The organism is Mycolicibacterium arseniciresistens (genome assembly GCF_030519285.1).
In the GTDB taxonomy this organism is placed as follows: domain Bacteria; phylum Actinomycetota; class Actinomycetes; order Mycobacteriales; family Mycobacteriaceae; genus Mycobacterium; species Mycobacterium arseniciresistens.
Genome location: NZ_JAUMSQ010000005.1, coordinates 33,628 through 57,099 on the forward strand (window position 1 = coordinate 33,628; position 23,472 = coordinate 57,099).

The following is a 23,472-nucleotide window of genomic DNA, read 5'->3' on the forward strand; positions in this document are numbered from 1 at the left end:
CACTTGGCTAGTAGTGACATGGATGGGCGGCAGCTTCGTCACCTAACGTGGCGTACCTCACAGCGAATAGAACAGAGAGGACGGTCATCCATGCCCGCGACCTTCGGGCTGGCCGTGGAGAATTTCACCTCGGCTCAGAAGACCCCCCAGATCGAAGAACTGCTCGTCACGGCTCGCCGCGCCGAACAACTCGGATTCACCTCGCTGTGGGCGTGGGACCACCTCTTCCTCGGCAGCCGCCAGCCCTTCCCCCAGCTGGAGGTGCTGACCACGCTGGCGGTGCTGGCGAGCCACACGACGACGATCACCCTGGGGACCGGAGTCCTCGTCCTGCCGATCCGGGATCCGGCCCTGCTTGCCAAGACCGCCGCCACCATCCAGGCCGTCTCCAACGGACGGTTGCGCCTCGGGGTCGCGGCCGGTTGGTACGAACGCGAATTCGAGGCGACGGGAACACCTTTCAAGGGCCGTGGCAGGATCTTCGAACGCAATCTGGAGATCTGCATGAACCTGTGGACCCAACCGGAGGTGACCGGCACCTGGGACGATCGGTCGTTCCGCCGCGTCAAGATGTTGCCACTCCCGCAGCCGCGTCCCCAGGTCCTGATCGGCGGCTACGTCGACCGCGTGCTCAAACGCGCCGCCACCCTCGGGGACGGCTGGCTGACCTACTTCTACACGGCCGAGGCCTTCAGCGAGTCGTGGGCCAAGATCTGCCGATTCGCCGAGGAGGCCGGCCGCGACCCGGCCGACCTGCACTCGCTGAACCAGCTGCCGATCTGCATCGGCCCCTCCAAGGAGAAGGCGCAAGCCCTCACCGGGCCGTGGCTGGCGTCGTACTTCGACACTCCGGACTGGAGCAGTGCGACCCCGGAGAGCGCGATCTGCGGCACTCCGGAGGACTGCGCAGAACAGATCGCGGCTCACCTGGACGCCGGCGTCCAGGAGATCTGCCTGGTGCCGCACGCCTACGATCCCGAGCAGGTGGAGTGGTTCGCCGCCGAAGTCCGTCCGCTGCTCGGCAGTATGGTGGGGGCCGCATGAGTGGACGCCTGACGACGCTCGGGGTGCTGGACGCCCGCGCCGAACTGGAAGGGCTCAGCCGCACCGATGCCGACAAGCTGACCACCGCCGCCGAGGCGGTGCGCCGGCTCGTTCCCGACGACGCGGTCGTCGGCGTCGGCGGCACCAACCACGCTCGCACGCCGATGGCGTTGCTGATCGAGATCCTGCGCCAGGGCCGTTCCGGATTGACGATGGCCCGGCCGCTGTCGTGCATCGAGGCCGAGCTCATGTTGGCCACCGGGACCGCCGAGCGGATCATGACCAGCTGGATCGGCGTCGGGCACGGCTGGGGCCTGGCACCGGTCGTACGTCGCCTGGTCGAAGAGGGCCGCCCCGTGTTCGAGGAGTGGAGCCATCTCGGAATCGGCTTGCGCTACAAGGCCGGAGCCATGGGGGTGCCCTACCTGCCCACGGTCAGCATGCTGGGCTCCGACATCGACCGGAAGCTCGACCTGGCCAAGGTCGCCTGCCCGTACACCGGGCAAACGCTCAACGCCGTCCCCAGTCTCAACCCCGACGTGGCACTCATCCACGTGCAGCGCGCCGACCGGTTGGGCAACGCCCAGATCGACGGATACCAGCTGATGGACGCCGACCTGGCACTGGCCGCGCGGCGCGTCATCCTCTCCGCCGAGGAGATCGTGGACACCGACCAGTTCCGGCTCGATCCCGCACGCACGGTCATTCCTGGCTTCGCGGTCGACGCGGTGGTGCATCAGCCGATGGGCGCCTACCCCCACGAGTGCTACGGGCACTACGAAGCCGACCTCGACGAGTTCACCGCCTACATGCAGGCGGTCAAGTCCGGCGGCATCCAGGGTGCCCGGGCGTACGTGGAGAGCCTGACCGCCCATCCCGACCATGACGCCTTCTGCGCCGCGATCGACCCGACCCGGCTGTCAGCGCTGCGACGTACCGCCGAGGAGATGCTTCCGCGATGACCGACTCCCTCACCCCCACCGTCGACCTGGAATCGCTCAGCGGCGCACAGCATCCCGACGCACGACCCGACGAGATCATGACGATCGCCGCGAGCCGTCTGCTCGAGGACGGCAAGGTGCTGTTCGCCGGCATCGGACAGCCGCTGGTGGCCGCGGCGATCGCCAAGCGCCGCCAGGCGCCCACCCTGACGGTGCTGCTCGAAGGCGGCATGATCGGCATCGAACTGCTGCCCGGGCACCTGCCGGCATCGACGAATGAGGTCCGTGCGGCCGTCGGCGCCCAGATGCTGACCGGTGCCGCCGACATCTTCCTGATGGCCCAGCGCGGCTTCTTCGACTACGGCTTCATCGGTGTCGCCCAGGTCGATCAGTACGGCAACGTCAACACCAGCATCATCGGCGATCACGAGCAGCCGTCGGTGCGGCTGCCCGGCCCCGGCGGCGCCAATGACATCGCCTCGATGTGCAATCAGGTCGTCGTCGTGACCCAGCACGAGCCACGCCGGTTCGTCGAGAAGGTCGACTTCGTCACCAGTCCGGGCTTCTTGACCGGTGGCACCAGTCGCCGCGACAGCGGGCTCGTCTACGGCGGGCCCGCCTGGGTGGTCACCGATCTGGCGATGCTCGACTTCGCCCCCGACTCACACCGGATGAGAATCCGGGCCCTGCAGGCCGGGGTCACGCTCGACCAGGTGCGGGCGGCGACCGGGTTCGAGTTGCTGGTTCACGACGACGTCCACGAACTCCCACCGGTCGACGACGACGAACTCGCGCTGTTGCGATACCTCGTCAACGGCGGGACACCAGAGCTGGAGGTAACGAGATGACCGTGCAGGAGACGCTGCCGACACCCGCGGAGCGCACCGCGGCCACCTGCTTCGAGTACCAGCGCGCCCAGACCTGGTCCGATGCCGTCGAGCTGCTGGAACTGTGGGACGGCGAGGCCAAGATCCTCGCCGGCGGGCAGAGCCTGATCCCGATGCTCAACCTGCGGTTGGCCTTTCCCGGCGCACTCATCGACGTCAACCCCATCGCGGCCGCCGACCCGCGCGTCGAGGACGGCCACCTCGTGATCGACGCCAACACCCGCCACAAGACGCTGATGACGTCAGACGCGGTGCGCACCCACGCGCCACTCCTCGCCCACGTCATTCCGTTCATCGGCAACGTACGGGTACGCAATCGCGGCACCTTCGGCGGCACACTGTCGCACGCGGACCCGACCGCCGAGATCGCCGCGGTCGTCATGGCCCTGGGTGGGGAGGTCCTCCTGCAGGGGCCGGCAGGCGTGCGGACCGTCAGCGCGGACTCCTTCTTCATCACCTACCTGACCACCGCGACCGAACCGAACGAGGTGGTCGTCGGCGCGCGCATCCCCGTCGGCGGCACGGGACGCTGGGGATTCCACGAAGTGGTGCGCCGCTATTCGGATTTTGCGACGGTCAGCGTCGCCGTGATGGCGCGATCGGCCTCGGACGGCGATCCGGGACTGCGCGTCGTGCTCGGCGGCGTCGCCGACCGTCCGCTGCTCGTCGACCAAGCGCTGCTCGCACCCGCACTCGCCGACCCCGGCAGCCCCGACGGTGCCCGGGAGAGCGCCGACGCGATCGCCGCCTCATTGGATCCAGACAGCGATCTGCACGGCAGCGCCGACTACCGGCGTCGCCTCGTCGCCGTCCACACCCGCCGCCTGCTGCAGCAGGTCTTCACCGCACAGGGAGACGCCGAATGATCCGGACGCAGGTGGTACTGCGGGTCAACGACCGCGACCACGAGGTGTGGGTTCGCAATGACCGCACACTGCTCGACGTCCTGCACGACGACCTCGGCATGCCCGACGTGCGGTACGGCTGCGCCGAAGGTGTGTGCGGCACCTGCACCGTGCTGATGGACGGAGACCCGGTCAGCGCGTGCGCCGTTTACGCCGTCCAGGCGGAGGGCCACGAGATCGTCACTCTGCGCGGGTGGTCGGATCCCCAGGAGGAAGCCCACCCGCTACAGAAGTGCTTCCTCGAGCGCGGCGCATCGCAGTGCGGATTCTGCACGCCGGGAATGCTTCTGACCGCGGCCACGCTCGCCGAACGCAATCCGGACGCCTCCCGCGAGGAGATCCGGCACGAGCTCGTCGGGAACCTGTGCCGCTGCACCGGCTACCAGGCCATCGTCGACGCGGTGGAGGACTACCTGCACCTGTCGACTCCCCCATCGCCTGAGAAGGAGGATGCCCAGTGACGACCGTCGAACCGGGGACCACTCCCGACACCACCGAACCACCCCGTGCGCCGGCCGATTTCGATCCCGACGTCGACTCCGGACCCCAGGACCGGGAGCGCAACTTCCGGGTCGTCGGGCAGTCACCCGCGCACCACGACTTCATCAACAAGGTCCGCGGCACCCTGCTGTACGCCGCGGACTGGAGCCTGCCGGGCATGCTGCACGGGAAGATCGTCCGGTCCGACATGGCCTCGGCCAAGATCGTCCGGATCGACACGTCGGCCGCCGAGCGACTCGAAGGTGTCGAAGCGGTGCTCACCGCTGCCGACGTGCCGCACAACGCGGTCGTCGAGCACGCCAGCGGCGGCCTGGGTGAGTTGACCGTCGAACAGCCCGTACTCGCGGCCGACCGGGTCCGCTACGTCGGCGAGCCGATCGCGGTGGTGGCCGCCGTCGATCCCGAAACCGCCGCGGAGGCAGCCGATCTCGTCGAGATCGAATACGAGCCACTGCCCGGCGTCTTCAGTCCCGAAGAAGCGCTGGCCGACGGTGCGCCCCTGGTCCACGACGAGGGCAACGTCCTGGTCAACTGGCACATCGAACGCGGTGACCTCGACGCCGCGTTCGAAAAGGCCGACATCGTGGTGGACCGCACCTATCGCAGCCAGCCGGTAGAGCACGCCTACCTGGAGACCGAAGCCGGTGTCGGGTGGATCGAGAACGACGTTGTCACGCTGCGCATCTCGACACAGGTCATCGAGCACGCGGTGGAGATCGCCTCCATCCTCGGATTGCCGCAGAGCCAGGTCCGCCACATCGCCTCGTACATGGGCGGAGGTTTCGGCGGTAAGGAGGACATGACGGTCGAGCCCTACCTGGCGCTGCTGGTCTGGCGCACCCGCCGCCCGGTGCGGATGATCTGGTCACGGCAGGAGTCGATCCTGGCCAGCTCCAAGCGCCACCCGTTCACCATGCACTACCGCACCGCCGCGACGAAGCAGGGCGAGATCCTCGCCGTCGACGTCGACGTCATGGGCGACGCCGGCGCCTACCCGTGCCTGAGTGCCCGCGTGCTGTTCGCCGCCGCAGCCCTGTCCCCGGGGCCCTATCGGGTGCCCACCGTCCGGATCCGGTCACGCGCGGTGTTCACCAACAACACCCCCACCAGTGCGTTCCGCGGGTTCGGCGCCATGCAGGTCACCCTCGGTTACGAATCCCAGATGGACACGCTGGCAGCCGAACTGGGACTCAGCCGCCAAGAGGTGCGCGACCGCAACTATATCGAGACAGGTGACCTGCTCGCCGGTGGCGAACCGATCACCACGGCGGTCGCGGTCCGGGAGACCCGCGATGCGGCACTCGCGATGCTCGGCGAGCCGAGCCCTCCCAGCGACCCCGACAAGGTGGTCGGCCAGGGATTCGCGTGCGGCATGCAGCCCTACGGCCGATCGATCTGGTTCCGCGACCACGCCGCGGCCTGGGTCACCCTGCAGGCCGACGGCACGTTGCTGATCCGCAGCGGCGTCACCGATCTCGGCGCAGGCCAGGCGGCCAGCCTCTGCCAGATCGCCTCGGAGATCCTCGGTGTCGCACTGTCCGACATCAGTGTGTACATCGGCGACACCGCGCTGACGCCGCCGGCCGGTGGCACCTACGCCACCCGGCAGCTCTACATGTCCGGCAACGCCATCCTGCGGGCCGCACGCACTCTCCGCGACCAACTCACCCCGGTGGCGGCCGAGGAACTCGGTGTCCCCGAGGACGCACTGATCTGGGTCGACGGGATGGTCCGCACCGAGGACGGCGCCCGCGGGCTGAGCCTGCCCGAACTGGTGCGCGCCGCGAACGAAGCACGGGTGGACACCGCGGTGCTGCACACCTGGCGCGCCCGCTCCGGGGGGTTCGACCCGCAGAAGGGCCAGGGGCACACCTATCCGGACTACACCTTTGGCACCCACGCCGCCGAGGTCGAGGTCGACGTGGAGACCGGCGAGGTGCGGCTGCTCAAGTACGTCGCCTGTCACGACGTCGGCCGCGCGATCAATCCCACGCGGGTGCGCGGCCAGATCATCGGCGGAGCCGCCCAGGGCATCGGCTACGCGTTGACCGAGGACTGTGTCACCGAGGCCGGCCATCCGTCGTCGTCGCTGTTCGCCGATTACCTGATCCCCACGGCGATGGATCTGCCCGACATCGGCGTGGCCATCATCGAGAGCGGTTCCGGCCGGGGGCCTTTGAACGCCCGCGGCATCGGGGAGCCGCCGATCGGCCCGCCGGCAGCCACCATCGCCAGCGCCGTCGAAGCGGCCATAGGATCCCGCCCAGAGCAGCTACCCATCACCGCCGAACGGGTGTTGGCGCTCATCGACCAGCAAGGCCTGCAGGACCAGACGAAGGGACGAAGCGCATGAAACTCCAGCATCAGACCGAGGTCGGCGCCTCACCCGAGCACGTGTGGAAGTTCCTGCAGGACACTGCCGCCGTCGTGGAGTGCATGCCGGGCGCCGAACTCGTCGACGACCTCGGCGACGACCGCTACGAAGGCGTGCTGCGCGTGGCGATCGGGCCGCTGAAGATGAACTACGCCGGCCGGGCGTCGGTGGTCGAACGCGACGACTCGTCACGACGGATCGTGCTGGACGCCACCGGTCGCGACAAGCGCGGGTCCGGCTCGGTGGTCGCACATGTCGCCATGCAGATCGAACCCGTCGACACCGGCACCCGCATCGACGTCGTCTCCGACATCGACCTCACCGGCCGCATCGCGTCGCTTGGCCGCGGGATCCGGGACGTGTCCAACCAGATGTTCACGGCATTCGCCGACGAGCTCGCCGACCGGATCGAGCAGCCCGGTCAGCCGGCTCCCGCGGTGGCCGGGATCGCCGCCGGGAACGGCCAGCGCACGGCCGCGGCGGCGACCACCGCCGAACACACACCACCCGCCGCCCCTCGGCAGCGCCCTCCCCGCCCCACCGGCGGTGGCGGTGAGATCAAGGTGCTGCCGCTGATCTGGATGGTCACCCGCGAACGCCTGGCCGGCATCCTGGACCGCGCGGCCGCCCGCGTGCGTCCCAACTGACCGGCACGTCGACACGCACATTCCACGCGCCCCGCGTCGGGCGCAGTGCGACGCTGCCTGCACTCTCCGAGCACACCGAACGAGAACCGGATGATCAGCTATGCGTGAGGTCCTGACCGAGCTACTCCCCTGGTGGCGGGCGGGTGAGAGTGTCGGTCTCGCAACAGTCGTCGCGACGTTCCGGTCCGCGCCGCGGCCGCCCGGCGCCTCGATGCTGGTCGGCCCGGGCGGGTGCGCTGTCGGGTCGGTGTCAGGAGGCTGTGTCGAGGGTGCGGTCTACGAACTCGCGCAGTCCGTGGTCGCCTCCGGGCGACCGGTGTTGCAGCGCTACGGGGTGTCCGACGACGACGCCTTCGACGTCGGGCTGACCTGTGGGGGTGTCCTCGACGTCTACGTCGAGAAGGTCGATCGGTCGACCTTCCCCGACTTGGCGGAGGTCGCGGCTGACATCGAGGCCGGCCGCCCGGTCGCGGTCGCCACGGTGATCGAGCACCCCGACCCGGCATGGTTCGGTCGCCGCCTGACCATTCGTCCCGGCGCGGACGGTTCGCCCTCCGTGACGGGCGGTCTGGGATCCGGCCGTGCCGATGACGCGATCCGCGACGACGCGCTCGGCCTACTGGCCACGGGCACCAGCGCCACGCTGACCTACGGGACCGACGGCCAACGTCGTGGCGAAGGGATGCGCGTCTTCGTGTGGGCGTTCGCCCCGAAGCCACGCCTGCTGGTCTTCGGCGCCATCGACTTCGCCGCCGCCGTCGCACGGGCCGGTTCCTTCCTCGGCTACCACGTCACGGTGTGCGACGCGCGGCCGATATTCGCCACGCGAGCACGGTTCCCGGATGCCGACGAGGTGGTGGTCGACTGGCCGCACCGTTACCTCCGCGACGAGGAACAGGCCGGAAGGCTCGATGCGCGCACCGTCGTGACGGTGCTGACCCATGACCCGAAGTTCGATGTGCCGCTGCTGCAGGTGGCCTTGCGGATTCCCGAGATCGCCTACGTCGGAGCGATGGGTTCGCGGCGGACGCATCATCAGCGTCTGGACCGGTTGCGGGACAACGGATTGACCGTCGACGAACTGGACCGACTGCACAGTCCGATCGGGCTGGATCTGGGTGCGCGCACGCCCGAGGAGACCGCCGTGTCCATCGTCGCGGAGATCATCGCCAGACGGTGGGGCGGCAGCGGCCGGCATCTCAGGGACATCGCCGGAGCGATCCACGAAAGCGCCGATCGGATGTCGGCGCTGCCGCGGTAGCGGACCCACGAGTTTTCTGCGAGATCGGAGAGTGCACGATGCTGTCGAAGGTGTTGGTCGCCAACCGCGGCGAGATCGCGATCAGGGCGTTCCGCGCGGCGTACGAGTACGGGATCGACACGGTCGCGGTGTACGCGTTCGAGGACCGCAATTCGTTGCACCGGCTCAAGGCCGACGAGTCCTATCAGATCGGCGAGGTCGGCCATCCTGTCCGGGCGTACCTGTCGGTGGACGAGATCATCCGTGTCGCGCGGGACGCCGGTGCCGACGCGGTGTATCCGGGCTACGGGTTCCTGTCCGAGAGTGCGAAGTTGGCGTCGGCATGTGCCGATGCCGGCATCACGTTCATCGGGCCGAGCCCGTCGGTGCTCGATCTGACGGGCAACAAGACGCGGGCGATCGCGGCTGCCCGCGAGGCTGGGTTGCCCGTGTTGGCGTCGTCGGCGCCGTCGGAGTCGGCTGACGATGTCGTCGCGGCCGGGGAGTCGATGCGGCTGCCCCTGTTCGTCAAGGCGGTCTCCGGCGGTGGCGGCCGGGGCATGAGACGCGTCACCGAACGCGACACACTGCGTGAAGCGGTCGAAGCCGCCTCGCGCGAGGCGGAGTCCGCCTTCGGCGACCCCCGCGTCTACCTGGAAGAAGCGGTGCAGGATCCGCGCCACATCGAGGTGCAGATCCTGGCCGACTCCACCGGCGACGTGGTGCACCTGTTCGAACGCGACTGCAGCGTGCAGCGCCGCCACCAGAAGGTCATCGAGATGGCGCCGGCGCCGAACCTCGACGACGACCTGAGACGTCGGATCTGTTCGGATGCTGTGGCTTTCGCACGTCACATCGGCTACACCGGCGCGGGAACGGTGGAGTTCCTCCTCGACCGGTCCGGGGCGTACGTGTTCATCGAGTGCAACCCGCGGATCCAGGTCGAGCACACGGTGACCGAGGAGATCACCGACGTCGACCTGGTCGCCGCCCAGATCCGCATCGCATCCGGGCACACCCTGTCCGACATCGGGGTCGATCAGGCGACGCTGGCCATCCGCGGCGCCGCCGTGCAGTGCCGCATCACCACCGAGAACCCCGCCGACGGGTTCCGGCCCGACACCGGCCGTGTGACCGGGTACCGGTCGCCGGGAGGAGCGGGGATACGTCTGGACGGCGGCACCCACATCGGGGCGGAGATCCTCGGGCACTTCGACTCGATGCTGGTCAAACTGACTTGCCGGGGCAGCGATTTCGCCGCCGCGATCTCCCGCTCGCGCCGCGCCCTGGCCGAGTTCCGCATCCGCGGTGTCTCGACGAACATTCCCTTCCTGCAGGCCGTGCTCGACGACGCCGACTTCGCCGCCGGAAACGTGACCACCTCCTTCATCGACGACCGGCCCGAACTCCTCACCGCACGCTCCCACGCCGACCGCGGCACGAGGATCCTCAACTACCTCGCCGATGTGACCGTCAATCAACCGCACGGCGCCCGCCCGTCGACCGTGTACGCGCACGACAAACTCCCCCCGATCGACCTCCATGAGCCGCCGCCGCAGGGCAGCAGGCAACGCCTGACCGAGTTGGGCCCCAACGGCTTCGCGCAGTGGCTGCGCGACTCGCCCGCACTCGCCGTGACCGACACGACCTTCCGCGACGCCCACCAGTCACTGCTGGCCACCCGGGTGCGCACCTCGGGCCTGCTGGCCGTCGCTCCCCACGTCGCACGCCTGACACCACAGCTGCTCTCGGTGGAATGCTGGGGCGGAGCGACGTACGACGTGGCACTGCGCTTCCTCAAGGAGGACCCGTGGGAGCGCCTCGCCGCGCTGCGGGCCGCGATGCCCAACATCTGCCTCCAGATGTTGCTGCGTGGGCGCAACACCGTCGGCTACACCGCTTTCCCACCGCGCGTCACCCGGGCGTTCGTGGCCGAGGCCGTCGCGACGGGCATCGACATCTTCCGGATCTTCGACGCGTTGAACAACGTCGAGAACATGCGCCCGGCCATCGACGCGGTCCTCGACTCGGGCGCAGCGGTCGCCGAGGTCGCGCTCTCCTACACCGGCGACCTGTCAGATCCCGACGAGAACCTCTACACCCTCGACTACTACCTCAAGCTGGCCGAGCAGATTGTCGATGCCGGCGCCCATGTGCTGGCCGTCAAGGACATGGCCGGACTGTTGCGCCCTGCGGCGGCGGCGACCCTCGTCGACGCCTTGAAGTCTCGTTTCGACCTGCCGCTGCACATCCACACCCACGACACCCCCGGTGGGCAACTCGCGACGTATCTGGCGGCGTGGCAGGCCGGGGCGGACGCGGTGGACGGCGCCGCAGCACCGCTGGCCGGCACCACAAGCCAACCGGCGCTGTCCTCCATCGTGGCCGCGGCGGCCCACACGCGATTCGACACCGGACTGAGCCTGGACGCGGTGTGCGAACTGGAACCGTACTGGGAGTCGTTACGGAAGATGTACGCCCCATTCGAGTCTGGTCTGCCCGCTCCGACCGGCAGGGTGTACACCCACGAGATCCCCGGCGGTCAGCTGTCGAATCTGCGGCAGCAGGCAGGCGCCCTCGGCCTGGGCGACAGGTTCGAAGAGATCGAAGCCACTTATGCCGCCGCCGATCGCATCCTCGGCAGGCTGGTGAAGGTGACACCGTCGAGCAAGGTGGTGGGTGATCTGGCCCTGGCCCTGGTGGGCGCCGGAGTGACCGCAGACGAGTTCGCCGCTGATCCGGCACGCCACGACATCCCCGACAGTGTGATCGGCTTTCTGCGCGGCGAACTCGGCGACCCGCCCGGCGGGTGGCCTGAACCACTGCGCACCAAGGCGCTGGCCGGACGCGACGAGGTCAGGGCCGAGGAGCCGCTGTCCGCAGAGCAGGACGAGGCACTGCGACATCCGGGGAAGACCCGACGCGACACGCTGAACCGGCTGTTGTTCCCGGGTCCCACAGCGGAATTCGAGGCGCACCGCGAGGAATACGGTGACACCTCACAGCTCAGCGCCAACCAGTTCTTCTACGGTCTGCGGCACGGTGACGAACACCGGGTCGAACTCGAGCGCGGAGTGCAGTTGCTGATCGGACTCGAAGCGATCTCCGATCCCGACGAACACGGGATGCGCACGGTGATGTGCATCCTCAACGGACAGCTGCGACCCGTCCTCGTGCGCGACCGGAGCATCGACGCCGTGGCGCCCACCATGGAGAAGGCCGACCGCGCCAACCCCGACCACGTGGCCGCACCGTTCGCCGGAGTCGTCACCGTCGGTGTCGCGGTCGGCGCCGAGGTGCGCGCCGGTCAGACCGTCGCCACGATCGAGGCGATGAAGATGGAGGCCGCCATCACCGCGCCCCACGCGGGCACCGTCGAGCGGATCGCCATTGCCCCGACCTCGCATGTGGAGGGCGGAGATCTGCTGATGCTCGTCACCTGAACGCGTCACCGGGGGCGTTGGGCGAGAATCCTTTGCATCTCGGTGATCTGCAGGGCGATCCCGATCTGGATCGCCAGCGGTGTGCTGGTGCTGAACGGACCGAGAAGCCGTTCGAGCTTGGCCAGTCGGTAGCGCAGCGTGTTGTAGTGGAAGTGCAGGTTGCGCGCCGCCTCCGCCATGTTCATGTTGTGCTTGATCAACGTCTCCAGCGTCTGGAACATCTCCGACCGTTCCGGCTCGCTCATCCTCAGGACGGGTCCGAGTGTCTCCTCCGCGAAGGTCTGCAGCTCGTCGTCACCGACCTGGGCGAGCAGCCGGAAGAGTCCGAGTTCGCCGTACGCGGTCACCGCGCCGGCACCCGACACACGAGGTCCCAGGCGCAGGGCGGTGCGTGCCTCCTGGTAGGCGGTCGAGACCTCGGCCGGCCCGGGATACGGTCGGCTGACACCGATTGCGTACTGGCTGTGCGTGAACCGCGCGACCTCGTCCTGGACGGCATGCGCGACGGTGAGCACGTCCTGGTCGGCGCCGATGACGGCGACCAGTTCGGAGCCCAGGCCCGCGGCGGCGGCCATGCGGTCTCTGCTGCGGACCGCCGACGCCCAGAACTCGACAGCCCGGTCGTCGGCCAGACGAGACCGGCGTTTGGTCGGGGAGGCTTCATCCGTGGCGCCCTCGCGCCGTCCCACCAGGACGACGATGTCGCGCTCCAGATTCCACCCGAAGCCCGAACCCAGCGAGGCGTAGTCGTCCGACTGGGTGTCCGCGCCCGAGATCAGCTCGAACAGCGCATTGGAGGAGAAGCGGCGCTCCACCGCCGTCACCGCGAGGTCACGGGTCACCTCCAGCGCCGCGACGATGGCTGCCTGACCGACCGCCACCATGCTGAACTCGCCGAAAGGCCGGTCGGATTCGACGGCGACCACGAAGCCGTGATGCAGACGGCCCGCGCGGATCTCACTCGATGCCCAGTGCTTACCGGTGGCGCCGTGGGTGTGCGAGCCGGTCGGCCCCAACCGCAGCACGTCGGCGGATTCTGCGTCCAGCAGCTCGACGTCGGCCAGCAGCGTCTGATCGCCGGCGTGGGCCAGCACGGCGCCGTGCCGGTCGGTGATCGCGACACCGGCGTCGCCGAGCAGACTGGACAGACTGCCGGCCAGCTCGTTGAGGCCACCGCCCGACAGCGTGATCGCCAGGAATGAGTGGTGGATCTCCTGGGCTCGCTCCAGCGCCGAGGCCTGGCGGTTGACGATGATGCCGAAGGCCCTGCTCAAGATGTCGTCGAAGCGAATGGACTCCGGGATGACGACCAGCGGGAGCCCGATGTGTTCGGCCGCGTCGATCATCGCCTGACTCAGCTCGGGCATGTAGCGGTCGAGTTTGATGCCGATACCGGCGATGCCGAGCCCGTGCAGATCGGTCAGCAGCCTGCCCTGGTCCTCGCCGTCGCGAGGCAGGGGATATCCAGTGGCGAGCAGGAACTCGTCCTTGCGGACCCACCGGCCGATGTCGGGCACCGTCATCACGTTCACCGCGCCGATCGCCCGGTCCAGCCTTGATCCACCCGCCACCAACTCGGCGCCGGCCAGCACCTCGTCGTTGAGCAACTCGCCGAGAGTGAGGATTTCACTCGCATTCGGGGTGGTCGCTTTGGGCGTTTCCATGGACCCTCAATCTAGCGTTGATTGCCAACAATCGCGGGATTACTTGGCAGAAATCGCCATGGGGCGAAGCGGTCGGCGGACCCTACGGTTGCTGTACCCGGCCACTTAATCAGTAAGGGCTGATCCCGATGAGGAGCGTGCCGTGACGCACAGCCTGAAGTTTCCCGCAGCAGTCGACGGCGTTGCGCACGAAACGGTTTCGATCCTGGGCGGTACCGGGAAACTCGGCTTCGGCCTCGCACTGCGACTGGGGCGGGCCGGATACACGGTCTGCATCGGATCCCGTGACGCCGACCGCGCTCAGAGTGCGGCCGAGGAGGCGTGTGCGCTCGTGGGCACCGACGCGGTGACGGGATGTCTGAACGAGGACGCCGTCGCATCGGCGGACCGCCTGGTGATCGCCGCCGTGCCGTTTCTGAGTCACGTGACCACCCTGCGCAGCGTCGCCGATCATTGGCGTTCCGGACAGGTGCTGCTGGACACCACCGTTCCGCTCGCCACCGCCGTGGGCGGTCGTCCCACTCACCTGGTCGAGCCGTGGCACGGGTCGGCGGCCCAGCAGGCACGGGCGGCGATCCCCGACCACGTCGCGCTGGCCGCCGGGCTCCACACGATCAGCGCTGCGGTGCTGCGCGACATGGATCGTCCGCTCGATCAGGACACGCTGATCTGCGGCGACCGGCACGCCAAGACAGTGGTCACCGAGGCCCTGGACGGCATCGAGGGCCTGCGCGTCGTCGACGCCGGCCCCCTGGAGATGAGCCGCCTGCTGGAGGGCCTCACGCCCCTCCTGATCGGCATCAACATCCGCAACAAGACCCACGCCGGCATCCAGGTGACGCATCTGCATGCGCGCCCGATGCCCGAGGCGGTCACGGCCTAGCGCCATCACGCGACTTCCACGATCAACTCCACCTCGACGGGTGCGTTCAGCGGCAGTTCCGCGACGCCGACCGCTGATCGTGCGTGCTGGCCCGCGTCGCCGAACACCGACACCAGCAGGTCGCTGGCGCCGTTGATTACGATGGGCTGACCGGTGAATCCCGTTGCCGAGGAGACGAATCCGACAGCCTTCACCACGCGCGCGATCGAATCGAGGTCGACGAGAGCGCCGACGGCCGCCAGGGCGTTCAGCGTGCAGGTGCGTGCGGCGTCGACCGCGTCCTCTGGGGACACGTCGGCGCCGACCTTGCCCTGATGCGTCAGCGCGCCCGACACGAGGGGAAGCTGGCCCGAGGTGTAGATCAGGTTCGCCGTCCGCACCGCCGGGACGTAGCTGGCGACCGGCGCCGCGATCGCCGGCAGCGTGAGCCCGAGTTCGTCGAGCCTCTGCAGTGTTCTCGTGTGCCGGTGTGTGGTCGGGGACGCTTGTGTCATCGTGATCCTTTGGTGGCGAGTGGCGGTACCACGCCCATGGTCCCCGCGACACCGCTGGACGGTCCAGTAGCCACTTCTGCGGTATGCAGGGCAGTGTCAGTGACCAATCCTGCTGTCACACAGTGTTCAGTCCTTCGGGCGCAGGGCATCCTTGAACAACGCCATGACCCGTTCGGCATCACAGCTCATCGCCATCTCGATGCGCGGCCAGGGCTCGCGGCGGCTGTCGTGCACGGCGTCTTCCCCGAGTGTTCGCCGCCGGTCGACCAGCGTCTGACCTCTGCTCAGTCCGCGCGCGAATTCGACCTGCACCGGCCAGGTCTCGAACTCGAAGAGCTCGGGCGCCACCAGCCCGCACACCGCGCCGGCGTCGCCGATCAGTGGGTTGGCGTAGGTCTCGCCCGTCGGCGCCGCGACTTCGAAGCCGAGCAGAGCACCGACGGCCCGCTGTAGTGGATCCGTCGACGCCTTGAGTTCACCGAGCAGCGCGGTGTCGGCGATCACGCGACGGTAGACATCGAGGCCGTACATCGTCAGTGGCACACCACTGTTCAGCATGATCGCCGCAGCTTCGGGGTCGTGCCAGATGTTGTACTCGGCGACCGGGCTGGCATTGCCGGTGGACGCGGAGCCGCCCATGAAGACGATGCGCTCGATCCGGTTGACGACGTCCGGATAGGTGCGAATCAACAGGGCCAGGTTGGTCAGCGGCCCGAGCGCGACGACGGTCAGCGGCGTGGCGGCGGCCAGGATTTCGCGACGCAGGATTTCGACGGCGTGCAGTGCGGCGGGCTGCCGGGCGCTGGGCGGGAGAGCGAGGTCGGCCAATCCTCCGGCGCCGTGCACCCAGGAGGCGTCGCGTGGCGGCTCGACGAGCGGACGGGTGGCGCCCGCCGCCACCGGGATGTCGGGTGCCGCGAGCAGGTCCAGCACCGCGCAGGTGTTCAAGACGACTTGGTCGACGCCGGTGTTGCCTGCGACGCAGGTGATCGCTCGTACGTCGAGATCGCCTCGCCTGTGCGCGAATATCAGCGCGAGGGCGTCGTCGATGCCGGTGTCGACGTCGAGGATGACAGGTCGCGCCACATGAGCTCCTGACGGGAAACGCATTAGCCGCCGGACTGGATTTACCAGTCCGGCGGCGTCAGCGTATGACCTAGGCGGGCGTGCGGTCCACCGGCGTCTTCGTCACCGCCACGCGGATTTCGGGATGGGTCGGCGTGACGACGTCGTCCGGCTCCTCCGTGTGTGCGGTGAGATAGATGGTGGCAGCGACCGACAGCACGGCCGCCACACCGATGTAGACGCCGAACGTGACCACCGTTCCCGTGGATGCGATGAGCGCGGCTGCCGCCAGCGGGGTCAGGCCGCTGCCGATGATCGAGCCGAGCTGATAGCCCATCGAGATTCCGGAGTAGCCGACCCGGCTGTCGTAGATGCTGGCGAAGAAGGCGGCCATGGTTCCGTAGGTCGCGGCGTACGGGATGAAGATCAACAGGTAGCCCAGCAGTGCGAGGCCGAAGCTGCCGGTGTCGAGCAGCATCACCCACGGGATGCCCATGAGACCCATGCCGACGTTGCCGATCAGGAAGACCTTCTTGATGCCCACCTTGTCGCCGATGTTGGCGAACGTCGGGATCAGGATCAGCACCACGATCTGGCACAGCAGGATCAGCAGGAGCATGTCGCTGTAGCTGAAGTCGAGGCGAGTGGTTCCGTAGCTGAGGCTGTAGACCGCGGCACCGTAGATGACGACACCGTGCACGAGGTAGGCACCGGCCATCAAGACCACCTGCTTGCGGTACTTCCGCAGGACGCTGACCAGCGGGCTGGTCACCTTCTCGTTGGTCTTCTCCAGCCGCTTGAACTCCGGGCTCTCCTCCACGCGCAGCCGGATGACCAGCCCTACAGCCACGAGGATGAAGCTCGCCAGGAACGGGATTCGCCAACCCCACGCGAGAAGATCCTCCCGCGACATCATGGAGGTGGTGATCAGGAAGACGCCGTTGGCGATGATCTGGCCGGCAGGCGATCCCGCCTGGACCCAGCTTCCGTACAGACCGCGCCGGTGCTTGGGCGCGTGTTCCACCGTCATGAGAACGGCCCCGCCGTATTCGCCGCCGACCGAAAGTCCCTGTATGAAGCGCAGACCCACGAGGAGCAGAGGCGCGGCGATGCCGATCGACGCGTAGGTGGGGAGCAGGCCGATCAGGCCGGTCGCGGTGCCCATGACGACGAGGGTCAGCACGAGCATGGGCCGGCGGCCGACTTTGTCGCCGAAGTGGCCGACGATGAGTCCGCCGAGCGGCCGGGCGAGGAAGGCGACGCCGAAGGTCGCGAACGAGAGCAGGGTGCCGACCACCGGGTCCTGGGCAGGGAAGAACACGTGGCGGAAGATCAGCGCGCTGGCCGTGCCGTAGATGAAGAAGTCGTACCACTCGATCGTCGTGCCGACGAAACTGCCGAGCGTGGCTTTCTTTGCTGGCGTAAGCATCGCAGCCTTTCTGTCCCCTCAAAACCTGGGGAGATACGTGAGCGGACAAGTTGTGAGGTTCATCACGCTAGGTTCGGCGGGTGAGTAAGCACACATGACGAGGAGACAAGTTCGACGGGGAGTCTTTGGCAGACAATGCCAACGGCCGGGTCACGTTCGAGGGCTGGCCCGATTGCTGCGTTCAGCGCTCACGCAGGTATGGCTTGTTGATGGGTTTACTGGCCCGCGGGAGCGAGCTTACGATCCAACGCCGTCGGACCCGATCACTATCGTCGGAGTCAGAGGAGGACACGGCGATGGACGAGCGGCGACCGGAGCGCACGCGTCCGATCACGCCCAGAGACGTGTTCCAGCGGTCGAACATGCCCTCCCGGTGGGAGCGCCTCACGAGTGTCTCGCCCAAGACGGCCGCCGACCGGAAGTACCTCGCTTTCGTCGCGGCCCGCTATCGCGGCGACGGGCGACTCCCCCACCCTGACCAGCTCGCGACGCCCTCGGCGTTGCGCGCGGTGCAGATCGCCAAGACGTGCGCCGTCGTCGTCGCTTCTTTGGCGCTCATCGGCATCGTCACCGAGCAGCTGACGACGGCCGCCGCCGCCGGCGGCTGTCTCGCCGCCACTCTCATCGTGCTGCTGATCCTGTCCGTGTCCGCCGGTCCGCAGATCCGGACGTTTCACGACGTCCGCACCCGCGCTGAGGCCGCGCAGTCACGGTTACACGCCGACCGCATGGACGCCGAGGACAGCGGCACGTTGAACGAGATGATCACCCACGACGAGGGCACCCTCGCGTACTGCGCGGCGAAGATCGCCGCCGAGATCGAGCAGGATCCCGGCCGCCGATCCGATGCCGTCGGGATCGTCCCCATCGACCTGTGGGATGAGGTGGCCGAGGTCGGCGCCAGCGCCCGGCAGATCGCCGAGGACCGGAGAGCGACGGAGACCCTCGAGTGGGGACGGCTGCGTGACGAGCCTGATGTCCGCGCTGCCATCGAGGAAGACAGGCTGCAGCGCAAGGAAGCCATCGCACTACTGGCTGCCCGCGTCCATGCCTTCGCCGACTACCGCGACCGCGTGCACCGCGACGGTATGGCCGCACTCCGAGAACTGAACTCGCTCAACCGGATGGTGCGTTTGGCGTCCGACGAGCAGGCCGGGCGACGGCCGCTGTGAAGTGACCGCTCGCCGTCATACCCACTCGTGGTCACACACGTCGCAGTGCCACTGCGCGTCCTGCGGGCAGCAGCCACCCATGTACAACCACGGTCCCCACGATTGGGGCTCGAACGGCATGCCGTAGGAGATCGACTTGGTGCGCTGCCCTCCACAGTCCGGGCACGCGGGGTGTTGGGCGAACCGGTAGGCGACGAAGCTTCGGAATCCGCCGTCGCGCATCCGGTCCCGACACCGTCGGCAGATGACCGCCGGCCAGTCGGCGGTCGCCTCGCGCAGCGACGCGATGTAGGGCCGCCTACCGCTGGCCTGATCTGCGGCCCTGATCGGCAGGCCGGGCTCAGGGCGCGGCAACGGGTCGACGGTGTGCACGAACACCTGGTCGCGCGCGTGGGCGCCACTGAGGTCGACCTCGTCGAGGCAGCCATGGCAGATGCCGTTGAACCTCAGCAGGTTGCGGGCGGCGGCGGTCGACGAATGCCCCCAGCGGTAGAACGGGTCGCCGTAGATCGGGCTTTCGTGCAGCGCCAGGATCACCCTTTCGGCGGCGTCGTCGTCGAGGCGCCAGCTGCTGAACGCGTCGTCCCCGAGGTCGAGCAGCATCGCCACGGTCGTCAGGTCGACCAGGTCGGCGTCGTATCGCTGATTCAGGAGTGCCCCGCTCAGGCCGCCTTCGTCGCCGACGCGGGCGAGGACGGTCAGCACCGACGCCGGGTCGGTGCCGAGCACGAGGATCGCGTAGTCGCCGGGGCGCGCCTCACCGAAGGCGTAGCGCCAGGGCCGGTAGGGCGAGCGGGGTTCGAGCAGGGTTATGACGCCGGCTTTCCAGTCGGCGGCCTCGAGGATGTGGAGGCGGTGATGAATCGTTTGCGACACAGATCATTGTCTCAGCGAGGTATGACAATTCGAGTGCTGAGTGGTTAGCCACTGGCGCCCAGGATGGCAACGCTCGAGCCCAGCTTAGAAGCACCGTCAGGTCTCGCCGACGCGCTCCTGCAGAGGCCGTCATATGCGCCGGCGCGTCCGACTCTTCGGCTCGACCTCTGACCGCCAAGGCTGCCCGCGAAAGTGCAGCCGTGGTTGTCCTCGGCCGCTGATCACGACCACGAATGCTCACTCGCTCCGGCGATGCGTCTACTTGTCGCCGCAGCCGTCGAAAAATCGAGACACAGACATCTCGATGTCCTCGTTCGGGGTGAATTCCGCACCGGCGGCCGGTGATTGGGAACAGACTTCCCAGTACATCAAGTCGATCTGCTTCTGCTGCGTTGGGCCGTCGATGTTGTGAGACTTGATGACGAATTTCGTGTTGGGGTCGAGCTTGTCGATGGTTTTGGTGGCTTTCTGGAGGCTCATCTTCTCGACCGACGGCATGACGAATGTCGGCCCGTCGGCTGCCGCCGGACCGGCAAGTCCGATTGCGGCGGGGGCGAGCAGCGCGAGAGCGCCTGCGGCGCGGAGGGCATGCATCTTCATGGGGACTCCTAGTTTGTGCTCGAGCAGTGGCGCGGACCGTGGGCAGTCGGGTCGGCGTGTCGCAGTGCTACAGCGCCGTAGGGCCCGCGATGAGCGAAGAATGCCTGTCACAACCCTGGCAAGACCAGAGTTTTCTCATGGCAACATGCTGCCGACCGGCTGTGCGTTTTCGCGGTTTCCTGTGAAGCCGGCACCAAGATTTGTCGCGTCTCATGTGGCTGCGGTCGACTTAGGCTCGATGGGTGGATATGTCAGCGGACATCGCCTTCTGGGCGGGATTCGGTGTCGTCGCCATCGGCATGGTGGGCGGCGCTTTCCTGTCCACGAGGCGCGACCGGCGGCGGGCGTATTGGATCTGCTGGCTGGCAGGTGGCGTGCTCATGGTGCTCGCCGCCGGCCACGACGACACGCACCGCGGCCTGACCATCGCGGGGTTCTGCGTCGCGATGTCGGTGATCACCGCCTTCTTCCGGTCCCCACACCTCAAGATCGGGGGCGTCATCTTCGCGGCCTCGCGTAACGACCGGCAGCCCGACCCGCCGGAGGACGAGCAGCCGCCCCGATAGCCGCGATGCCCGCGCTCCTCCCCCGGCGCCTTGGCCCGGCTCGCGACTCGCTGCCCGCCGACGTTCTTGTCGGTGGCAGCTGACACGATGCGTCGGCCGTACACGCGATAGGGATAGGAGGAGGCCGTGGTCTGGAAGACGCACTTCATCGCCGCGGCCGCCTTCCGCCGGCGGATCATGGACCTGGAGCTCGACGAGGAAGACCGGGAGCGGACGGCGGCATCGGCGCGGCGACTGGCCGATCAGTTCAAGCGACGCCATCCGGAGTTCAGCTACGAGTGGTTCTACGGTGCGTGCGGGCTGGACCACTGGGGCGAGCTCCCGCCTGAGTATCCCAATTCGCATGGGCCCATGAAGGCGGACGGCGACTGAAAGGTCGGGCCGGTGTCGGTGCCACCGTCAAGTGCGAGTCCGGTGCGCCTGCGCATGGACGTCGAGGGCGAACTCATGGGGCGGATCACTCGGCGCGTCAAAGCGCTTTCGTCATAGCGATGCCGACGAGCGTCCTGTCGGACCCTCGCGGTACATTGCAGGTGGAAGTTGTCGAGGCAGTTCGCAGAGCTCGAAGCACCTGCTCGCTCGCAGACTCGCCCACTCTTTCTTCCCCACTTGACCTGCGGGTCGAATCGGCCCGCCGCTGATGGGAGGGACGATGACGACTTCAGATCTGTGGATCAAGAATCTGTCGGGAGGCCAGTCGCTCGGTCAACACGGCGGGATGGTCAGTCACGCATCGTATGTCGCATGGGTGGTGCTCGACTTCATCGCGGCCGACAGGGTGGATGCGCGGTACGCCATCACCGACATCGACACGGTGGTCTCGGGCGAACTGCTGCTCGAGATCTTCCATGAAGCCGAGAAGCAGTACGGAGTGACGCTGACGGAACGGGATGGCGAACGAAGCATCGACTGTGTGAGCGCAGACGACACCTACCGCGTCCTGTTCACCGAATTCTGAAGGGAGAATGAGCATGACGGGCTATGACATCATCGGCGACGTCCACGGCTGCGCATCGCTGTTGACGCGTCTAATGGGGCGACTCGGGTACCGAGTAGGCGAATCGGGAGCGTACGAGCAGCCAGGTCGGCAAGTCGTCTTCGTCGGAGACCTCGTCGACCGCGGCGGCGAACAACTGCAGGTGCTGGAGACCGTCAAACGGATGGTGGACAGCGGAAGCGCCCAGATCGTCATGGGCAACCACGAGTTCAACGCCGTCGCCTACGACACCGAGCATCCCGACCGGCCCGGCGAGCATCTCCGGCCGCGCTCCGAGAAGAACACGAACCAGCACCGAGCGTTCCTCGACCAGGTCGACGGCGAGGCGCGCGCCGGCTACCTGAAGTGGTTCGCGGCGATGCCGCTGTGGCTGGATCTCGGCGACATCCGCGTGGTGCACGCCTGCTGGCATGAACCGTCGATGCGGGTGGTCGAGGAGGCGCTCGGGTCGAATCGGTTCAGCGCTCGTGAGCAGTTCGTCCGCGCCTCGGACACGGAAGACCCGTTGTATGAGGCAATCGAAGTCCTGCTGAAGGGGCCCGAGATCGACTTGGCGAAACATCGGCTCGAGCCCTACTACGACAAAGACGGCCACCCCCGCAGTCGCGCCCGAGTGGCGTGGTGGCGAGAGAACGCGACCACACTGCGTCAGCTCGCGGTGTTGGACGGCAACTTCCGAACTGCCAGTGGCGAGGCGTATCCGGAGCTGCCCGACGTCACGGTCGATCCGGCAGAGAGCTCCTACACGTACCGCGGTGACGTCCCTGTGTTCTACGGGCACTACTGGCGCAGCGGCTCACCCGAGGCCGGCAGCGACTACACGAGGCGTTCCGCGTGCGTCGATTTCAGTGCGGTCAAAACGGGGAATCTTGTCGCATACCGTTGGGACGGCGAAGACGAGATCCGGCCGGGGCATTACGTGCTGTCCGCTTAAGCCCCTCGATAGATACCCGCTGCCCGCACTTTCGACCTATCCACCTGTCAGTGCGTCCCGCTAGCCTGGAATCAGCTCTCGAGCAGACGGCTGTACGGGTACCTGGCCCGCCGTCTCGGCAACCGCACGACCACCGCACGGTGCCCCAGGGGAAGAGCCGGCACGGATGCGTGCAAGAGGTGGACGCCCGCGCGCGGCGTCGCCGCGAGGAGTGAGCTGTGACCGAGCCGGAGTTGAGCGCCGCGGATGCGGCAGTGCGAGCGCGGATCGACGAGTTGTCGGTCCACATCCCGTGCGGAGGGATTCGGGGGCCGATTCAGCGCAGGAGTAGAGCGCGGCCAGACCTGCCCATCCGGTGGCAGTCGTGCAGGGACGAGGACAACCCCGAGCGATGGCCGGAGCACGACGTCTCTCGGGCGAAAGATCTGTGCGTCATCTGTTTTCGCGGCACCGCGGGTGGGCGGTCTCGCTGGGCCTACGTGGCGTGCGAGACCTGCCTGGCGGTCAATGATTCCTATGTCGCGCGTTGGGGGTTTCGACCGTTCGCGCTGGGCCGGCACAGCCTGATGAACGGAGCCGGCGCGCGACTCAGTGCGGCGCCGGCGGTCCGCCATGTGCAGGAGGAGCGCCTCGCCGCCTTCTCGAACGGCGATCACGAACTCAAGGAGTGGCGCCGACGGGAGTACCCGCGGCTCGCCGCCGCCTTCGACCCACTGGCTGACATCCCGCTCAGGACGTGGAGGGCAACATGGCCGCCGAGCCGAAGCGCTTCGGAGGACGCGTTCGCCCGCCTTCTCGGGGACTAAGGGC

General features: G+C 67.8%; 22 protein-coding genes and 1 riboswitch. Of the genes, 16 read left to right on the forward strand and 6 right to left on the reverse strand.

Annotated elements, in window-relative coordinates; genetic code table 11:
• The first annotated feature begins 90 nt into the window (after positions 1-90).
• The 9 genes from Q2100_RS01535 (at position 91) to Q2100_RS01575 (ending at position 11,982) form a co-directional block, all read left to right on the forward strand.
• Complete coding sequence (locus tag Q2100_RS01535; protein ID WP_302912564.1) at positions 91-1,044, forward strand: LLM class flavin-dependent oxidoreductase; 954 nt, start codon at positions 91-93, stop codon at positions 1,042-1,044.
• A complete protein-coding gene (locus Q2100_RS01540) occupies positions 1,041-2,006 on the forward strand; it encodes a CoA transferase subunit A (protein ID WP_269896734.1) in 966 nt (321 codons plus the stop codon). Before Q2100_RS01535 ends, Q2100_RS01540 begins: the two co-directional genes overlap by 4 nt.
• Positions 2,003-2,833, forward strand: coding sequence for a CoA-transferase subunit beta (locus Q2100_RS01545; RefSeq protein WP_302912565.1), 831 nt, complete (start codon positions 2,003-2,005; stop codon positions 2,831-2,833). The genes Q2100_RS01540 and Q2100_RS01545 overlap by 4 nt, the downstream gene beginning before the upstream one ends.
• Positions 2,830-3,738, forward strand: coding sequence for an FAD binding domain-containing protein (locus tag Q2100_RS01550; RefSeq protein WP_302912566.1), 909 nt, complete (start codon positions 2,830-2,832; stop codon positions 3,736-3,738). The genes Q2100_RS01545 and Q2100_RS01550 overlap by 4 nt, the downstream gene beginning before the upstream one ends.
• Positions 3,735-4,238, forward strand: coding sequence for a (2Fe-2S)-binding protein (locus Q2100_RS01555; RefSeq protein WP_302912567.1), 504 nt, complete (start codon positions 3,735-3,737; stop codon positions 4,236-4,238). The genes Q2100_RS01550 and Q2100_RS01555 overlap by 4 nt, the downstream gene beginning before the upstream one ends.
• Positions 4,235-6,631, forward strand: a complete 2,397-nt coding sequence (locus Q2100_RS01560) for a xanthine dehydrogenase family protein molybdopterin-binding subunit (protein WP_302912568.1) — start codon at positions 4,235-4,237, stop codon at positions 6,629-6,631. Before Q2100_RS01555 ends, Q2100_RS01560 begins: the two co-directional genes overlap by 4 nt.
• Positions 6,628-7,299 (forward strand): SRPBCC family protein, encoded by a 672-nt coding sequence (locus Q2100_RS01565; protein WP_302912569.1) that lies wholly within the window; start codon positions 6,628-6,630, stop codon positions 7,297-7,299. The genes Q2100_RS01560 and Q2100_RS01565 overlap by 4 nt, the downstream gene beginning before the upstream one ends.
• 100 nt (positions 7,300-7,399) lie before the next feature.
• On the forward strand, positions 7,400-8,560 hold the full coding sequence (locus Q2100_RS01570; RefSeq protein WP_302912570.1) for an XdhC family protein: 1,161 nt from the start codon (positions 7,400-7,402) through the stop codon (positions 8,558-8,560).
• 38 nt (positions 8,561-8,598) lie between these two features.
• Positions 8,599-11,982: a pyruvate carboxylase gene (locus Q2100_RS01575; RefSeq protein ID WP_302912571.1), complete on the forward strand. Its 3,384-nt coding sequence runs from the start codon at positions 8,599-8,601 to the stop codon at positions 11,980-11,982.
• Positions 11,983-11,987: 5 nt separating this feature from the next.
• On the opposite strand, the gene Q2100_RS01580 is transcribed toward Q2100_RS01575, so the two are convergent.
• On the reverse strand, positions 11,988-13,646 hold the full coding sequence (locus tag Q2100_RS01580; RefSeq protein WP_302912572.1) for a PucR family transcriptional regulator: 1,659 nt from the start codon (positions 13,644-13,646) through the stop codon (positions 11,988-11,990).
• A 142-nt stretch (positions 13,647-13,788) separates the two neighbouring features.
• On the opposite strand from Q2100_RS01580, the gene npdG reads away from it, so the two are divergent.
• On the forward strand, positions 13,789-14,529 hold the full coding sequence (npdG, locus tag Q2100_RS01585; protein WP_302912573.1) for an NADPH-dependent F420 reductase: 741 nt from the start codon (positions 13,789-13,791) through the stop codon (positions 14,527-14,529).
• 5 nt (positions 14,530-14,534) lie between these two features.
• On the opposite strand, the gene Q2100_RS01590 is transcribed toward npdG, so the two are convergent.
• The 3 genes from Q2100_RS01590 to Q2100_RS01600 form a co-directional block, all read right to left on the reverse strand.
• Positions 14,535-15,023 carry a RidA family protein gene (locus tag Q2100_RS01590; RefSeq protein ID WP_302912574.1) on the reverse strand — a complete coding sequence of 163 codons (489 nt, stop codon included), beginning with the start codon at positions 15,021-15,023 and terminating at the stop codon, positions 14,535-14,537.
• Positions 15,024-15,149: 126 nt separating this feature from the next.
• Positions 15,150-16,109, reverse strand: coding sequence for a nucleoside hydrolase (locus Q2100_RS01595; RefSeq protein WP_302912575.1), 960 nt, complete (start codon positions 16,107-16,109; stop codon positions 15,150-15,152).
• A gap of 70 nt (positions 16,110-16,179) precedes the next feature.
• On the reverse strand, positions 16,180-17,517 hold the full coding sequence (locus Q2100_RS01600) for an MFS transporter (protein ID WP_302912576.1): 1,338 nt from the start codon (positions 17,515-17,517) through the stop codon (positions 16,180-16,182).
• A 296-nt stretch (positions 17,518-17,813) separates the two neighbouring features.
• Here Q2100_RS01600 and Q2100_RS01605 point away from each other — a divergent pair, with 296 nt between their 5' ends.
• Positions 17,814-18,689 carry a hypothetical protein gene (locus Q2100_RS01605; RefSeq protein WP_302912577.1) on the forward strand — a complete coding sequence of 292 codons (876 nt, stop codon included), beginning with the start codon at positions 17,814-17,816 and terminating at the stop codon, positions 18,687-18,689.
• Positions 18,690-18,704: 15 nt separating this feature from the next.
• Here Q2100_RS01605 and Q2100_RS01610 read toward each other — a convergent pair whose 3' ends face one another.
• A complete protein-coding gene (locus Q2100_RS01610) occupies positions 18,705-19,565 on the reverse strand; it encodes a hypothetical protein (RefSeq protein ID WP_302912578.1) in 861 nt (286 codons plus the stop codon).
• Between the two features lie 258 nt (positions 19,566-19,823).
• Entirely contained in the window at positions 19,824-20,165 is a 342-nt protein-coding gene (locus Q2100_RS01615) for a PASTA domain-containing protein (RefSeq protein WP_302912579.1), read from the reverse strand.
• 242 nt (positions 20,166-20,407) lie between these two features.
• On the opposite strand from Q2100_RS01615, the gene Q2100_RS01620 reads away from it, so the two are divergent.
• The 5 genes from Q2100_RS01620 to Q2100_RS01640 all read left to right on the forward strand — a co-directional run bounded on the left by Q2100_RS01620 (position 20,408) and on the right by Q2100_RS01640 (position 23,468).
• Complete coding sequence (locus Q2100_RS01620; RefSeq protein ID WP_302912580.1) at positions 20,408-20,731, forward strand: hypothetical protein; 324 nt, start codon at positions 20,408-20,410, stop codon at positions 20,729-20,731.
• A 126-nt stretch (positions 20,732-20,857) separates the two neighbouring features.
• Positions 20,858-21,103, forward strand: coding sequence for a hypothetical protein (locus Q2100_RS01625; protein ID WP_302912581.1), 246 nt, complete (start codon positions 20,858-20,860; stop codon positions 21,101-21,103).
• A 280-nt stretch (positions 21,104-21,383) separates the two neighbouring features.
• The gene (locus tag Q2100_RS01630) at positions 21,384-21,689 is read left to right on the forward strand and encodes a hypothetical protein (protein WP_302912582.1); all 306 of its coding nucleotides are present in this window, start codon (positions 21,384-21,386) and stop codon (positions 21,687-21,689) included.
• Between the two features lie 13 nt (positions 21,690-21,702).
• The gene (locus tag Q2100_RS01635) at positions 21,703-22,662 is read left to right on the forward strand and encodes a metallophosphoesterase (protein WP_302912583.1); all 960 of its coding nucleotides are present in this window, start codon (positions 21,703-21,705) and stop codon (positions 22,660-22,662) included.
• A gap of 74 nt (positions 22,663-22,736) precedes the next feature.
• Positions 22,737-22,847: riboswitch (SAM riboswitch) on the forward strand.
• A 33-nt stretch (positions 22,848-22,880) separates the two neighbouring features.
• The gene (locus tag Q2100_RS01640; RefSeq protein ID WP_302912584.1) at positions 22,881-23,468 is read left to right on the forward strand and encodes a hypothetical protein; all 588 of its coding nucleotides are present in this window, start codon (positions 22,881-22,883) and stop codon (positions 23,466-23,468) included.
• Positions 23,469-23,472: the final 4 nt, after the last annotated feature.